This is a genomic window from Rhizobium sp. RHZ02 (assembly GCF_014851575.1).
GTDB lineage: Bacteria > Pseudomonadota > Alphaproteobacteria > Rhizobiales > Rhizobiaceae > Rhizobium > Rhizobium altiplani.
Genome location: NZ_JACUZX010000006.1, coordinates 246,206 through 260,351, shown reverse-complemented (window position 1 = coordinate 260,351; position 14,146 = coordinate 246,206). Strand labels below are relative to the sequence as shown.

Here is a 14,146-nt window from a genome sequence, read left to right as displayed (position 1 = left end):
ATGCTTCTCCTGTCAAGAATTCACTCAAAGGAACTCGCCATGCCTTTTGTTCGTATCTCTCTACTGCGCGGCAAGTCGCCGGAGTATTTGCGCGCTGTTGCGGACAGCATTCATCGCGCCATGGTCGAGACGTTCAACGTGCCGCCCGCCGATCGTTTCCAGATCATCCACCAGCATGAACCGGGCGAACTGATCTTCGACCGCAACTATCTTGCCGGACCGCGTTCCGACGACTTCGTGCTTTTCGCCATCACCGCCGGAAAGCCGCGCTCGACCGAGACCCGCCAGGCCTTTTTCAAGCGGGCCACCGAGCTTCTCGGACAATCGCCGGGAATCCGGCCGGAAGACATCATGATCGTCGTCACCACCACATCACCGGATGAATGGTCGTTCGGCGACGGAAAGGCGCAGATGAGCGAACCCGGCTGGGAAGCCCGCGCCTTCGGGAGTGCGGCATGATGGGCAACCCTGAACGTATGACGATCCAGCGTCCGGGCAATGCCGTCCGCTCGCCCGTTGATATTGCCACCGCACCCTTCTGGGTGGAGATGCTGCTGGAAGGAACAGCCGACGGCGAGAACACGGCGATGCGGGCGACGCTCGATCCAGGCACGATCACACGCTGGCACAGGCATCCGCGCGGGCAGCTGCTCTATGTTCTATCAGGCAAGGGTCTGGCGCAACGCGAAGGTGGGGCAGTCGACGAATTGCTGGTCGGAGATGCTGTCTGGTTCGCCGCCGGCGAGAAGCATTGGCACGGCGCCGGACACGACAGCCCGTTCAGCTATCTCAGTATTCAGGCAACCGAAGCCGGCCGCAACGTCGACTGGCTTGAGCCGGTGGAGATCCTCTCATGATGGCGATGCAGTACAGCTTCACCCTTCCGGCCGATTACGACATGTCGATCATCGACCGGCGCATCCGCGACAAGGGACCGATGCTGGACGGATTTCCCGGTCTCGGCTTCAAGGCCTACCTCAGTGCCCGCAGAGGCGAGTTCGGATCCCGCGAAAACCTCTATGCGCCCTTCTATCTCTGGCAGCAGCCGGAGCGCGCCAGCGACTTTCTTACCGGCACCGGCTTCGAGGGACTGATGCAGTCCTTCGGCTGGCCTCGCGTGAAGACCTGGATCGCATGGCACGCGGAAACCGCCTCCGCGATTGCAGAGGCAAAATTCGCTACCACAGAGATAGTCGCCATCGAGCCCTATTCCCCGCTCGCCGAGATCAGAGACGTGGAGGTCAGGCAGGCGCAACGAGAAGCACGACAGGCCGACGTCCTGGCCTCGGTTTCGGCCTTCGAGCCGACCAACTGGACGCTGGTGCGCTTCAGCTTGCGCCGATCGGCGCCGCTCATTGCAGGTTCAGGCCAGATCTATCGTGTTGGACACGTATCACTGCCCTAAATCAGGCCGCCGCCCGACGATAGAGCGCAAGCGAACCGGCCAACGCCAACAGCGTGCAGCCGCAGGCGCGCTCAAGCCACAACGCGCCGTTCGTCGTGAGGAATCGGACGGCCTGCACGCCGAACACGGCATAGGCCAGCATGATGATGAAATCGAGGGAGGCGAACACCAGTGCCAGCACGCCATACTGCGTTGCCTGCAGGCCGGTCGGATCGATGAACTGCGGTAGGAAGGCCGAAAAGAAGAGGTAGCCCTTCGGATTGGTGACTGCGACCATGAAGCTCTTCAACGCGATCGAAACCGGCGTCCCGCCCGCATCCGCCGCCCCCTGCCTCAACGCCGCATCGATCGTGCCTTTCGACCAGAGCATCATGATCCCGAGAAACGCCAGATAGGCTGCCCCAACGTACTTCAGGGCCGAGAACCAGAATTCGGAAGCCGCGAGCAGTGCCCCGAGACCGATCGCAACGGCGCCGATCAGGACAAAATCCGAGAGCACCGCTCCAACCATGCCGGCAGCGGCACGCCTGACACCGTAGCGGGAGCCGTTGGTCATTGCCAGGAGTACGGTCGGCCCCGGCGTGGCAATACCCACGAAGGAAACGACTGCGAACGCAAGAAGTGTGACTGTCTGCATGGTGCCCTCCCGATCTCTGCAGGGGAAACTTGCATGTGCATCGGCCATACACAAGGGGCGTGGGCTGACTGAAATCGGCATAGGGGGCGCTCGATGTGATCGCACCCCTGCCACACCACCCGGCATGCGGGTCCGCACCGGGCGGTTCGAGAGATTGAGGTTAGACGAGCCTGGGCATTCCAAGTTGGTCAACCCATCTAATGGTGAGGGTGGCGTTAAGGAGCTTGCCGCTGTTGCGCCACCAGCGACCGGCATTTGCTGCCACTTGCTGGGCCACCCCAGGTTTCGCTCCCCTTGCCATCATTTCCCGAAAGATCGTCCTGCCGTGCTTCCATTGCTTGAGCTGGATTGCCCTCACACGATGGCGCATCCACTCGTCCAGCGCTTGCCAGACCCGAGGTGTTTGCGCCAGCCGGAAGTAGGCTTTCCATCCGCGCACGAAGAGGCGCAGCCGTTCTGCCACCGCTTTCAGGGATCGACCCGTCACGCGCGGTGTCAGTTCGCGAATGCGCTCCTTGAACGCCTTGATTGCCTTGTCGGCAACCCGTCTCTTGACCACCCGCCCTGGTGCTTTGAAGAAAGCATAGCCGAGGAATTTGCTGCCGAAGACGGTGGCAACGGCGCTCTTGGTCTCGTTCACCTTAAGGCGAAGTCGGCCATAGAGACGCCGCAGCAGAGCCATCACCCGCTTGCCCGCCCGCTGTGACCGCACGTAGACGTTACAGTCGTCGGCATAGCGGCAGAAGGCATGGCCCCGCTGTTCAAGTTCCTTGTCCTCATCCAGCAACACATTGGCCAGAAGTGGCGACAGCGGCCCACCCTGCGGCGTGCCTCGGGTCCGCTTGAGGACCACACCCCCATCAACAATGTCGGCGTTCAGATAGGCCCGTACCAAGCGGATCACGCCGGGATCGCGGATTTTCTTGCGCAGACGGTCGATCAGGATGTCATGGTCAACCCGGTCGAAGAATTTCTCCAGGTCAACGTCCACGACAACCCGCCGTCCGGACTGCACGAACGATTGCGCCGCCAGGACGGCATCGTGTGCACTCCTTCCGGGACGGAAGCCGTAGCTGTGCTGACTAAAAGTCGGATCAAGAATAGACTGGAGGACTTGCAGGAGCGCCTGTTGGATCAGACGGTCCAGCACCGTGGGGATGCCAAGCTCGCGCTCGCCGCCCCCTGGCTTCGGGATCATCACATATCCGGTTCTTGTCCATCGGCCCGCAGGTTCGATCCACGCTTCCTCCCCACGGTTGGTCACCCTGCCGCAGTTGCGCTTCACTTCGCTCGCTGTGACCAGCTTACGGTGGGACTTCCACCCACAAGAATGCGCCCATGCTGGGCGCACAACAAAAAGAGCCGTCGCCTAGGTCAGGCGACGGGCTTTCGTTCAATCCCTACGGAAAATCTTAGACGCCGCTCTGGCCGTCGGAGCCGATATAGGCGATGCGCAGCATGTTGGTGGCACCAGGTGTCCCGAGCGGCACGCCGGCCGAGATAATGATGCGGTCGCCCGGCTTGCCGAAGCCTTCATCGGCTACTATGCGGCAGGCACGGTTGACCATGTCGTCAAGGTCGGTCGCGTCATGCGTGACGACGCAGTGCAGGCCCCACACGATGGCAAGGCGGCGAGCCGTCTGGATGACAGGCGACAGCGCCAGGATCGGCACCTGCGGGCGCTCGCGCGAGGCGCGCAAGCCGGTTGTGCCTGACGAGGTATAACAGACGATGGCCGACAGGCGCAGCGTCTCGGCGATCTGCCGGGCCGCGAGCGAAATCGCGTCGGCGCCGGTTGCCTCCGGCTGCGCACGCTGCGCGTAGATAATACCAGGATAGTGCGGCTCGCGCTCGATGGCGCTGGCGATCGAGGCCATCGTCGAGACCGCTTCGACCGGGTAGTCACCCGAAGCGGATTCCGCCGATAGCATCACCGCATCGGCGCCTTCGAAGACGGCCGTGGCGACGTCGGACACCTCGGCGCGGGTCGGAACCGGCGCGGAGATCATCGATTCCAGCATCTGCGTCGCGACGACGACCGGCTTGCCCGAACGGCGGCAGGCGCGGATCAATTGCTTCTGGATGCCCGGCACGGATTCGAGCGGCATTTCGACGCCGAGGTCACCACGGGCGACCATGAGCGCGTCGGACAGCTCGATGATTTCCTCGATGCGCTCGATCGCCTGCGGCTTTTCGATCTTCGACATGATGCCGACACGGCCGCGCGCGATCTTGCGCACTTCAGCCAGATCTTCCGGGCGCTGCACGAAGGAGAGCGCGACCCAGTCGACATCGTCGGTTTCGAGAACAGCTGCGAGGTCGGTGCGGTCCTTGTCGGTCAGAACCCCGACGGTGAGCAGCGTGTCGGGAAGGCTGACGCCCTTGCGGTCGGAAATCTTCGTGCCGGAAATGACCGTCGTGAGGATGCTCTTGCCGTCGCACTTTTCAGCGCGCAGGGCGAGCTTGCCGTCGTCGATCAGCAGGCGGTGACCGGGCTGCACCGATTCCAGAATTTCCGGATGCGGCAGGAACACGCGGGTGGCGTCGCCGGGAATGTCCTTGTTGTCGAGCGTGAAGGTGTCGCCCGGCTTCAGGTCGACCTTGCCTTCGGCGAACTTGCCGACGCGCAGCTTCGGGCCCTGCAGGTCGGCAAGGATGCCGATCGGACGGCCGGAGCGCGCTTCGACGGCGCGGATACGCTTGATCAGCGTGCGCATCACGTCATGGCTGGCGTGGCTCATGTTGATGCGAAAGACGTCGGCACCGGCCTGGTGCAGCTTCTCGATCATCGATTCCTCGGACGAGGCGGGTCCGAGGGTGGCGAGGATTTTAACTTTGCGGTTGCGCTTCATTGATTCGGGCTTTCTTGGGTGCCTGGGGTATCGGAAAGTTGAACCATCCAGCTGCCCTGGCGGCCCGTGTCATATTCCTTGAACCCCATCTTTTGATAGCCACGGGCGTAGCAATCATTGACTCCCGTGATCTTGAACTCGTTTTCCGCCACGCACATCTGCACGTCACCCGTCCATCGGCCTCCCCGGGCAGCGTCTTCGGCGTAGAGATAATAGTATCGGGACTGCAACTCCCCCTCGATCAGCGTCGCACAGGTCGTCGCCGGCACTTGCCACCAGCCTTCCGTCATCCAGCCATCCTTGGCTCGATATCCGATCGCCACGCCCACCAGATTCTGCGTTCCGTTGCACACACGGAAATCCGCGCGGGCCACATCGGCAATGAAGAACGGCGAGAACGCCGCAAGGACAAAAAGGGCAAAACGGGCAAGCGGCCCGGAACGCGTAAGGAAACTTGGCGCGGTCTGGATCAACACGACTTCCAATTGGCTCCCGGTTATTCGATGTTTGTGCTTTCTTGCGCTGCCTCCCGGCGAATGTCAACGCAATGCTAATCGATTATATCCTAGATGACCGGCCGTACTTCGGCCGGGCCGCAGCCTTTGCTTGCCAAGCGCGCTTGAACCCATCGGTGACGCGTGCGATCAAAGACGGCCCCGTAAACTGCGATCGACATTTCATCCATGAGCACTTTCAAATCATTTGAACTACTAGCCGGCGATCATGACAAAGGCATGGTGCTGCTCGGCGATCACGCGATGAATCGACTGCCGGAGCGCTATGGACGACTTGGCTTGCCGGACAATGCCTTCGAGCGCCACATCGCCTATGACATCGGCATCGAGGGACTTGTCAGGAACCTGTCGACGAGGCTCCGAGTGCCCGCCGTCCTGGGCGGCTTTTCGCGGTTGCTGATCGACCCGAACCGGGGCGAAGACGACCCCACGATGATCATGAAGATATCGGACGGCGCGATCGTGCCGGGCAACCATCCGATCACCGTGGAGGAGTGGAATTACCGGATCGAAACGTTCCACCGGCCCTATCACAATGCCGTCAGCGAAACGATCGACAGAGTCGCCAACAAGACCGGGAGTGCGCCGCTCGTTCTCTCGCTTCATTCCTACACGCCGGTCTGGAAACACTTTCCCCGCCCCTGGCACGCAGCCGTTCTGTGGGATACCGACAAGCGCGCAGTCGCCCCCTTGCTTGATTTGTTGCGCAGCGATCCCGATCTCGTGGTCGGTGACAACGAGCCTTACGACGGCGCGCTGAAGGGCGATACAATGTATCGACATTGCATGCTGACCGGCATTCCGCACGCGCTGCTCGAGGTACGCCAGGATCTGATCGGCGACGAGCCGGGTATTGCCGCGTGGGCGGACCGTCTCGCACCGATCTTCGAGACCATGAATGCCGATCCGGCACTGCACGAGTACAACGTGCATGTGTCGCGCACCGGTCCGTACGAATAAAGGAGACCGAGATGGCCGCCCTGACGAGACAACAACAGACCGAATTCGAGGCTGCGGCTTTTCGTCGCCTCGTGGAGCACCTGCGCGAGCGCAGCGATGTCCAGAACATCGATTTGATGAACCTTGCGGGCTTCTGCCGCAACTGCCTGTCCAACTGGTACCGCGAAGCAGCCGAGACGGACGGAGTTCCGCTCTCCAAAGACGAATCGCGCGAAATCGTCTACGGCATGCCGTATGACGATTGGAAGAACCTCCACCAGAACGACGCCTCGGCGGAGCAAAAAGCAGCGTTTGAGCTGAACAAGCCGCACAAATAATTCCTGTGCGGCTCGAATCGGCTTGACCCCGGACACGCTTCGCGGCAGTCAACGCCATCCGAATTTTCCCACCCCCAATCAGGAGAACACGATGTCTGATGCTCATGGCGTCGCCCGCGATCAGCTTCGCGCCTTTGTGGAGCGCATTGAACGCCTGGAAGAAGAAAAGAAGACCATCGCCGACGACATCAAGGACGTCTACGGCGAAGCCAAGGGCATGGGCTTCGATACCAAGATCCTCAAGAAGGTCGTTGCGCTGCGCAAAAAGGACGAGCAGGAACGTATGGAAGAGGACGCAATCCTCGACACCTATCTGCATGCACTCGGCATGATCGAAGCTCCGCCGGAAGGCTGATCGTTTCGCGCCTCACCTTCAAAGCCGCCGACATTCTCGGCGGCTATTTTGTTTGCGATTGGGTCGGGCAGAACTTATCTGCCGGCTTCCTTGGCCGCCTTCTCGATCACGTCAGCAACCTTTTTCGGCTGCGAGGCGAAGACCGCGTGACTGGACTTGATCTCGGTGACCACGCTGCCGGCACGCTTTGCCATGGTCCGCTCCAGTTCGGGGTTGATGGAGCGATCCTCGGTCGCCACGATGGACCAGCTCTTTTTCGTCCGCCAGGCAGGTTCCCCGACTTTGGTGCCAAAGACCTCTTTCGCAGCAAAGACCTGTGACTGCGCCACGAAGGCTGCTTCGGCCTTAGGCAGGTCGGCGGCAAAATCGGCGTGAAAGACGCTTGGATCGAGATAGAGATACTTGCCGTCCTTGGTTTCCTTGATGCCCTTTCCGGCCGGAGGCTTTGAGCCCGCAAGAGTAGCTACACTTTCGCCCTTGTCAGGCTGGAAGGCCGCCACATAGACAAGTCCCTCGACATGCGGGTTCCGGCCGGCTTCCGTAATGACCATGCCGCCATAGCTATGCCCGACCAGTAGCGTCGGCCCATCCTGCAGGTCCAGCACGCGGTTCGCCGCAGCGACGTCGTCGGCGAGCGAGGTCAAAGGTTCCTGTACGACCGTAACGTGAAAGCCGCGCCGCTCCAGGATTTCGGTGGCCTGGCGCCAGCCGGATCCGTCGGCGAAGGCGCCGTGAACAATGACGATGTTCTTGATGTCAGCGGCCTGGGACGCAAAGGCGATGACGCTGGTGGCGAGTGCCAGTGCGAAGGTGGAAACGATACGGCGGTTCATGCGGTCGCTCCTTTAATCTATGGGATGCCGGGCTTGAAATGGTCGGGAGGCGCGGCTGAGGTTGAAAACGTGGGTAATCTGGTCTGCGCGACGTATCGCTGATATGTCAGGCTCCATCGTGATATGTAACGCAGTGTAGGAAGCTCAACCCTGTGCAAATTTGCGTGGGAACGCTGCGCCCGCCGCCCTCGCCAATGCTCATAGAATAAGCATTGAAACAAATTGCTTGATTTTGAGGCGTCGTTCGCGCATTCAATGCCGCACAAGGGACTTCGACCTTGGCCTCAGAGATCATAGGGCAAGACAACCGCAGCATGGCACCTTTCGCGATATCAATGCCGACGCTATCTCATCTGACGCAAATCCCTGACGACCGGCGGTAGACCCCGTGGCCAACCGCTCTTCCAAGCCTGGTGACCTCAACGTGCTCGTCATCGACGAGAACAGCATCCGCGCGTCGATCATCGATGTTGGCCTGCGGGAGGCAGGCTACGACAACGTCACGATCATCGACGACATGAACGGCCTCGCGAGGCGTATCACGGAGATCAACCCCGACGTCATCGTCATCGACCTCGAGAACCCGAACCGCGACATGCTGGAAAGCATCTTCCAGATTTCCCGCGCGGTTAAGCGCCCCATTGCAATGTTCGTTGACAAGTCGGACGAGGCCTCCATCGAGGCCGCCGTCGAGGCCGGCGTCTCCGCCTATATCGTCGACGGTCTGAAGCAGGAGCGTGTCCGCCCGATCCTCAAGATGGCGATCAGCCGTTTCAATGCCTTCTCGCGCCTGAACCGCGAGTTGGAGGAAACGCGCGGCGAACTGGAAAACCGCAAGCTGATCGACCGCGCGAAGGGATTTCTGATGCGATCCCGTGGACTGAGCGAAGATGAGGCCTATGCGCTCATGCGGCGAACGGCCATGAACCAGAATAGAAAAATCGTCGAGATTGCCCAAAGCCTGATCACGGCTGCGAGCCTTCTGGATCCGGGAACCGACGCATGACGAGCACACATCAGATCACCGCCGGCTTTCTGCCGCTTCTCGACAGCGCAATTCTGGTCGCCGCCAAGGAGAAGGGCTTTGCAGCGGAACAGGACATCGAGCTGAGGCTCGTGCGTGAACGCTCATGGGCGACGATTCGCGACCGGCTTGCGGTCAGCCATTTCGACGTGGCGCATATTCTCGGCCCCATGCCGATCGCCTGCAATCTCGGACTGACCGCGCCGGCGCCGCGTATGATCGTGCCGATGGCGCTTGGACTTGGCGGCAATGCCGTGACTGTCTCCGCCGACGTCTGGAGCGAGATGGCCGCATGCGGTGCCTCGCCCGATCTCGACGCCCACGCGAGCGGCCTTGCCCTGCGGCGCGTCATTGATAACAGGAACGGCGAGCGTCTGCGCTTCGGAGTCGTCCACCCCTATTCAGGTCATAACTACGAGCTGCGCTACTGGCTCTCCGCAAGCGGCATCGATCCCGACAAGGATGTGGAGATCGGCGTCCTGCCTCCGCCCGATATGGCGGACGCGCTGACATCAGGCCTCATCGACGGCTACTGCGCCGGCGAGCCATGGAACACACTCGGCGTGCTCCATAACCGCGCGCATCTGGCGACGGTGAAGGCCGCCATCTGGAAATCGAGCCCTGAAAAGGTGCTTGGCGTCAACAGCCGCTGGGCCGACGGGCATCCGGAAGCGCTCGCGGCCCTCCTGCGGGCGCTTTACACGGCCTCCCGCTGGTGCGCCGACATCCGCAATCACGAGGAGCTTGCCAAGCTGCTCGCGAAGCCCGCCTATGTCGATCGGCCTTTGGAAAGTCTGCTACCCGCATTGACCGGTCTGCTGCACATTGGCGGGAAGGAGACGCTGAGCATCAAGGACTTCTTTGTCCCCAATGCCAAGGCAGCGACGTTCCCTTGGAAGAGCCACGCCTTGTGGTTCTACACGCAGATGGTTCGCTGGGGGCACATCCGGCATACCGCAGAAAACCAGCAGATCGCCAACGACACCTACAGGCCCGATATTTACCGAAGCGCCTTGAAGGCGCTTGATGTCTCGATGCCGGCGGCGAGTTCGAAGGTGGAGGGTGCGCTCAAGGTCGAGACGCCCGTCGGCTCGAGCGGCGCGCTAACCCTTGGGCCGGACGGCTTCTTCGACGGCGGCCTGTTCGATCCCGATGACGTCGACAGCTATATCGCGAGCCAAGCTCGCCGCTGAGCACGTGCTTATTTTATACGCATTGCACAAATTTTAGAGTGATTGTTGCACGTGCGTTGACACCGAAGACGTTCGCGGGATCTCCGCGACCAACGATTTTCATTCAAAACCAATAGCTTACTAAAACTGGCACGGCCCTTGCTTTGTTATAAGCAGGCCAACAGGCCAAGAATTCCGCGTCCAACGACGGGCGCCCACAGCAAAGCCGCTGATCAGGATATCTCGCGCACGTCTAGTGAAAGCGCGCCCTGACCAGCGGCTTTTTGTTTTTAACCCCTAGCGATGGATAGGCACGACCTTGTCGGGCCCCGGAGAAGCCATGTCTGTTATCAGGAACACGCAGTCCATGTCCGCCGGCGAACCAGCCAAAGCATTGTGGATGTCCACGATTGCCTTCACCCTCTGTTTTGCCGTCTGGACGATCTTCGCGATCATCGGCATCCGCATCAAACAGGATCTCGGCCTGAACGAAGCCGAGTTCGGATTGCTGGTCGGCACGCCCGTTCTGACCGGTTCGCTTGTCCGTATCGTCCTTGGCATCTGGACCGGCCGTTATGGCGGCCGCCTCGTCTACACGCTCACCATGCTGGCTGCTGCCCTGGCGACCTTCCTCCTCTCCTATGCCCAGACCTACACGCAGATGCTGATCGCCGGCCTCGGCGTCGGCCTTGCCGGCGGCTCCTTCGCAGTCGGCGTCGCCTATGTCTCGCCCTTCTTCCCGCCTCAAAAGCAGGGAACGGCGCTCGGCATCTTCGGTGCCGGCAACGTCGGCGCCGCAGTGACCAAATTCGCGGCACCCTTCGTCTTGATCGCCTGGGGCTGGCAGGCGGTTGCTCAGATCTGGGCGGTCGGCCTGGCATTAATGGCAATCGTCTTCTGGTTCACCACAACGGATGATCCGGCCTTCCGCCTTCGCCGCGAGGGCAAGGTTGCCTCCAAGAGCCTGGCACAGGAATTCGCGCCGCTGAAAAACGTCCAGGTCTGGCGTTTCTCCCTCTACTACTTCTTCGCCTTCGGCGGTTTCGTTGCCCTGTCGCTGTGGCTGCCCCGCTATCTGGTCGGTGTTTACGGCTTCAATCTAGCAACTGCTGGCATGGTCGCAGCCGCTTATTCCATTCCGGGCAGCATCTTTCGTGCGTTCGGCGGTGTTGTCTCCGACAAGAAGGGCGCCCGCAGCGTGATGTATGTGATGTTCGCCGTCGCAGCTGTCGCGACACTCATCCTGTCACTCCCGGCTGCCGGCGCAAGCGCAACGGTCGGCATCACGCCTGCGGTCTTCATCGTCGTCATCTTCGCTCTCGGCTTCGTCATGAGCCTCGGCAAGGCCGCCGTCTACAAGCACATCCCGGCCTACTACCCTGAAAGCGTCGGCGCCGTTGGCGGCATCGTCGGCATGATGGGCGGCCTTGGCGGCTTCATCCTGCCGATCGCCTTCGGCTTTCTCAAGGATATGACCGGCCTCTGGTCGAGCTGCTTCATGCTGCTCTTTGCGATCGTGATCATTTCGCTGGTCTGGATGCACCTGTCGGTCAAGCAACTCGACCGCCGTGGCCTCTCCGCCCAAGCCGTCGCTGCCACCTGATCTGAGGACCTGAAACCATGACTGAGAAGCTTGTCATCATCGGCAACGGCATGGCGCCCGGGCGCATGCTCGAGCACCTGTTCGAAAGGACGCCGGGCCAATATCAGGTCACGATCTTCAACGCCGAGCCGCGCGTCAACTACGACCGCATCATGCTCTCGCCGGTTCTGTCCGGCGAAAAGGACTACGAAGAGATCATCATCCACGGCGATGGATGGTACATCAAGCACGGCATCACCCTCTACAAGGGCCACAAGATCATCAAGATCGACCGTGCGGCCAAGACGGTCACGTCGGATCACGGCGTCACGGAAAGCTACGACAAGCTGGTGATCGCCACCGGCTCCGTGCCCTTCATCATTCCCGTGCCCGGCAAGGATCTGCCCGGCGTCATCACCTATCGCGACCTCGACGACGTGCAGGCGATGCTGCTCGCCGCCCAGTCTCGCGAGAAAGCGATCGTCATCGGCGGCGGCCTGCTCGGCCTTGAAGCGGCGGCCGGCCTTGCCTCTCGCGGCATGGACGTCACTGTCCTGCATGTCATGCCGACACTGATGGAGCGCCAGCTCGATCCTGCTGCCGGCTATCTCCTGCAGAAGGCAGTGGAAGAGCGAGGCATCAAGGTCATCTGCAAGGCCAATACCAAGGCCATCATCGGTAACGGCAAGGTCGAGGGCATCGAGCTCGACGACGGCCGTATCATTCCGGCGACCCTCGTCGTCATGGCGGTCGGCATCCGCCCGAGCGTTGGGCTCGCCAAGGACGCCGGCATTGCCGTCAACCGCGGCATCGTCGTCGATGACGGCATGCTGACCTCGGACGGCAGCATCATGGCGCTCGGCGAATGCGCCGAAGTCGGCGGCATGGTCTACGGCCTTGTCGCTCCGCTTTACGAGATGGCCCGCGTCGCCGCCTCGCATCTATCCGGCGACCGTTCCGCTGCCTTCGTGCATTCCGACACGCCGACCAAGCTCAAAGTGACAGGCATCGAGCTCTTCTCGCTCGGTGACTTCGCCGATGGCGACGACCGAGAGGAAATCGTGCTGCGCGACGCCTCAGCCGGCGTCTATAAGCGCCTCGTGTTGAAGGACAACAGGATCATCGGCACCGTGCTCTACGGCGAAACCGCCGACGGCGCCTGGTTCAACGATCTGAAAAAGAAACAGACCGATATCAAGGAAATGCGCGAAACGCTGATCTTTGGTCAGGCCTACCAGGGAGGGTCGCCGCTGGACCCTATGGCGGCCGTTGCAGCCTTGCCGGATGACGCGGAAATCTGTGGCTGCAACGGCGTATGCAAGGGCAAGATCACGTCGACGATCACGTCCAAAGGCCTGACGTCACTGGACGACGTGCGCGCCCACACCAAGGCGTCCGCCTCCTGCGGCTCCTGCACCGGCCTCGTTGAAAAGCTGATGACGCTGACGCTTGGCGACAGCTACAACCCGGCCGCCGTCACGCCGATGTGCACCTGCACCGAACTCAGCCATGACGACGTCCGCCGCCTCATCAAGGCCAAGGGTCTGAAGAGCATCCCTGCCGTCATGCAGGAGCTCGAATGGAAGACGTCGTGCGGTTGCGCCAAGTGTCGCCCGGCTCTCAACTACTACCTCGTCTGCGACTGGCCGGACGAATATGCCGACGACTACCAGTCGCGCTTCATCAACGAACGCGTCCACGCCAACATCCAGAAGGACGGCACCTATTCCGTCGTTCCGCGCATGTGGGGCGGCGTGACGAACTCCAACGAACTGCGCGCCATCGCTGATGTCGTCGACAAGTTCGAAATCCCGATGGTGAAGGTGACGGGCGGCCAGCGCATCGACCTGCTCGGCATCGAGAAGGAAGACCTGCCGGCTGTCTGGGCCGATCTCGGCAAGGCAGGATTTGTTTCCGGACAGGCCTATGCCAAGGGCCTGCGCACGGTGAAGACCTGCGTCGGCTCCGATTGGTGCCGCTTCGGCACGCAGGACTCCACCGGCCTCGGTATCCGCATCGAGAAGTTCATGTGGGGCTCCTGGACGCCGGCGAAGCTGAAGCTCGCCGTCTCCGGCTGCCCGCGCAACTGCGCCGAAGCGACCTGCAAGGATATAGGCGTCATCTGCGTCGACTCGGGTTTCGAGATCCACTTCGCCGGCGCCGCCGGCCTCGACATCAAGGGCACGGAGGTCCTCGGCCTCGTCAGGACCGAGGACGAGGCGCTGGAGCATATCGTGGCGCTGACACAGATGTATCGCGAGCAGGCCCGCTATCTCGAGCGCATCTACAAGTGGGCAAAGCGCGTCGGCTTGGAGGAAATACGCCGCCAGATCATGGGCGACGCCGACAAGCGCGAGGCTTACTACGATCGCTTCGTCTTCTCCCAGAAATTCGCCCAGGTCGATCCCTGGTCGGAGCGCGTCTCCGGCAAGGACAAGCATGAGTTCAAGCCGATGGCGACCATCGGTTACCCGCAGGCCGCTGAGTAAGGAGA

The 14,146-nt window shown here is 61.4% G+C and carries 15 protein-coding genes; 10 read left to right on the top strand and 5 right to left on the bottom strand.

All coding sequences use genetic code 11. The annotated features are described in order from the left end of the window. The first annotated feature begins 39 nt into the window (after window positions 1–39). The 3 genes from IB244_RS13170 to IB244_RS13160 are packed head-to-tail and all read left to right on the top strand — an operon-like array spanning window position 40 to window position 1,405. Window positions 40–459, top strand: a complete 420-nt coding sequence (locus IB244_RS13170) for a tautomerase family protein (protein WP_018858905.1) — start codon at window positions 40–42, stop codon at window positions 457–459. Continuing rightward, entirely contained in the window at window positions 456–857 is a 402-nt protein-coding gene (locus IB244_RS13165) for a cupin domain-containing protein (protein ID WP_169682578.1), read from the top strand. Before IB244_RS13170 ends, IB244_RS13165 begins: the two co-directional genes overlap by 4 nt. Beyond that, complete coding sequence (locus IB244_RS13160; RefSeq protein ID WP_192304447.1) at window positions 854–1,405, top strand: DUF4865 family protein; 552 nt, start codon at window positions 854–856, stop codon at window positions 1,403–1,405. The genes IB244_RS13165 and IB244_RS13160 overlap by 4 nt, the downstream gene beginning before the upstream one ends. A gap of 1 nt (window position 1,406) precedes the next feature. On the opposite strand, the gene IB244_RS13155 is transcribed toward IB244_RS13160, so the two are convergent. The 4 genes from IB244_RS13155 to IB244_RS13140 all read right to left on the bottom strand — a co-directional run bounded on the left by IB244_RS13155 (window position 1,407) and on the right by IB244_RS13140 (window position 5,379). Continuing rightward, window positions 1,407–2,042, bottom strand: a complete 636-nt coding sequence (locus IB244_RS13155) for a LysE family translocator (RefSeq protein WP_192304446.1) — start codon at window positions 2,040–2,042, stop codon at window positions 1,407–1,409. 160 nt (window positions 2,043–2,202) lie between these two features. After that, complete coding sequence (gene ltrA / locus IB244_RS13150; RefSeq protein ID WP_192304444.1) at window positions 2,203–3,240, bottom strand: group II intron reverse transcriptase/maturase; 1,038 nt, start codon at window positions 3,238–3,240, stop codon at window positions 2,203–2,205. A 214-nt stretch (window positions 3,241–3,454) separates the two neighbouring features. Next, complete coding sequence (gene pyk, locus IB244_RS13145; RefSeq protein ID WP_192304442.1) at window positions 3,455–4,894, bottom strand: pyruvate kinase; 1,440 nt, start codon at window positions 4,892–4,894, stop codon at window positions 3,455–3,457. After that, window positions 4,891–5,379, bottom strand: coding sequence for a DUF1036 domain-containing protein (locus tag IB244_RS13140; protein WP_025658050.1), 489 nt, complete (start codon window positions 5,377–5,379; stop codon window positions 4,891–4,893). The genes pyk and IB244_RS13140 overlap by 4 nt, the downstream gene beginning before the upstream one ends. A gap of 198 nt (window positions 5,380–5,577) precedes the next feature. Between IB244_RS13140 and IB244_RS13135 the strand changes: the two genes are divergently transcribed. From IB244_RS13135 to IB244_RS13125, 3 genes are all read left to right on the top strand, one after another. Beyond that, window positions 5,578–6,369, top strand: coding sequence for an N-formylglutamate amidohydrolase (locus IB244_RS13135; protein ID WP_192304440.1), 792 nt, complete (start codon window positions 5,578–5,580; stop codon window positions 6,367–6,369). A gap of 11 nt (window positions 6,370–6,380) precedes the next feature. Beyond that, a complete protein-coding gene (locus IB244_RS13130; RefSeq protein WP_018860293.1) occupies window positions 6,381–6,686 on the top strand; it encodes a DUF1244 domain-containing protein in 306 nt (101 codons plus the stop codon). A gap of 91 nt (window positions 6,687–6,777) precedes the next feature. Further along, window positions 6,778–7,041 (top strand): DUF2312 domain-containing protein, encoded by a 264-nt coding sequence (locus IB244_RS13125; RefSeq protein ID WP_007527482.1) that lies wholly within the window; start codon window positions 6,778–6,780, stop codon window positions 7,039–7,041. A 74-nt stretch (window positions 7,042–7,115) separates the two neighbouring features. On the opposite strand, the gene IB244_RS13120 is transcribed toward IB244_RS13125, so the two are convergent. Continuing rightward, entirely contained in the window at window positions 7,116–7,874 is a 759-nt protein-coding gene (locus IB244_RS13120) for an alpha/beta hydrolase (protein ID WP_113471949.1), read from the bottom strand. 388 nt (window positions 7,875–8,262) lie between these two features. Here IB244_RS13120 and IB244_RS13115 point away from each other — a divergent pair, with 388 nt between their 5' ends. From IB244_RS13115 to nirB, 4 genes are all read left to right on the top strand, one after another. Continuing rightward, window positions 8,263–8,880, top strand: a complete 618-nt coding sequence (locus IB244_RS13115; protein ID WP_192304438.1) for an ANTAR domain-containing response regulator — start codon at window positions 8,263–8,265, stop codon at window positions 8,878–8,880. Further along, window positions 8,877–10,091, top strand: a complete 1,215-nt coding sequence (locus IB244_RS13110; RefSeq protein WP_169682296.1) for a CmpA/NrtA family ABC transporter substrate-binding protein — start codon at window positions 8,877–8,879, stop codon at window positions 10,089–10,091. The genes IB244_RS13115 and IB244_RS13110 overlap by 4 nt, the downstream gene beginning before the upstream one ends. A gap of 319 nt (window positions 10,092–10,410) precedes the next feature. Then, window positions 10,411–11,673 (top strand): MFS transporter, encoded by a 1,263-nt coding sequence (locus tag IB244_RS13105; protein ID WP_025658044.1) that lies wholly within the window; start codon window positions 10,411–10,413, stop codon window positions 11,671–11,673. A 17-nt stretch (window positions 11,674–11,690) separates the two neighbouring features. After that, entirely contained in the window at window positions 11,691–14,141 is a 2,451-nt protein-coding gene (gene nirB, locus IB244_RS13100; RefSeq protein ID WP_018860288.1) for a nitrite reductase large subunit NirB, read from the top strand. Window positions 14,142–14,146 lie beyond the last annotated feature (5 nt).

Coding starts and splice junctions, on each gene's coding strand:
- IB244_RS13105 (WP_025658044.1), top strand. CDS start 10,411: ATGTCTGTTATCAGGAACACGCAGTCCATGTCCGCCGGCGAACCAGCC.
- IB244_RS13155 (WP_192304446.1), bottom strand. CDS start 2,042: ATGCAGACAGTCACACTTCTTGCGTTCGCAGTCGTTTCCTTCGTGGGT.
- IB244_RS13160 (WP_192304447.1), top strand. CDS start 854: ATGATGGCGATGCAGTACAGCTTCACCCTTCCGGCCGATTACGACATG.
- IB244_RS13120 (WP_113471949.1), bottom strand. CDS start 7,874: ATGAACCGCCGTATCGTTTCCACCTTCGCACTGGCACTCGCCACCAGC.
- IB244_RS13125 (WP_007527482.1), top strand. CDS start 6,778: ATGTCTGATGCTCATGGCGTCGCCCGCGATCAGCTTCGCGCCTTTGTG.
- IB244_RS13110 (WP_169682296.1), top strand. CDS start 8,877: ATGACGAGCACACATCAGATCACCGCCGGCTTTCTGCCGCTTCTCGAC.
- ltrA (WP_192304444.1), bottom strand. CDS start 3,240: ATGATCCCGAAGCCAGGGGGCGGCGAGCGCGAGCTTGGCATCCCCACG.
- IB244_RS13165 (WP_169682578.1), top strand. CDS start 456: ATGATGGGCAACCCTGAACGTATGACGATCCAGCGTCCGGGCAATGCC.
- IB244_RS13130 (WP_018860293.1), top strand. CDS start 6,381: ATGGCCGCCCTGACGAGACAACAACAGACCGAATTCGAGGCTGCGGCT.
- pyk (WP_192304442.1), bottom strand. CDS start 4,894: ATGAAGCGCAACCGCAAAGTTAAAATCCTCGCCACCCTCGGACCCGCC.
- IB244_RS13135 (WP_192304440.1), top strand. CDS start 5,578: ATGAGCACTTTCAAATCATTTGAACTACTAGCCGGCGATCATGACAAA.
- IB244_RS13170 (WP_018858905.1), top strand. CDS start 40: ATGCCTTTTGTTCGTATCTCTCTACTGCGCGGCAAGTCGCCGGAGTAT.
- nirB (WP_018860288.1), top strand. CDS start 11,691: ATGACTGAGAAGCTTGTCATCATCGGCAACGGCATGGCGCCCGGGCGC.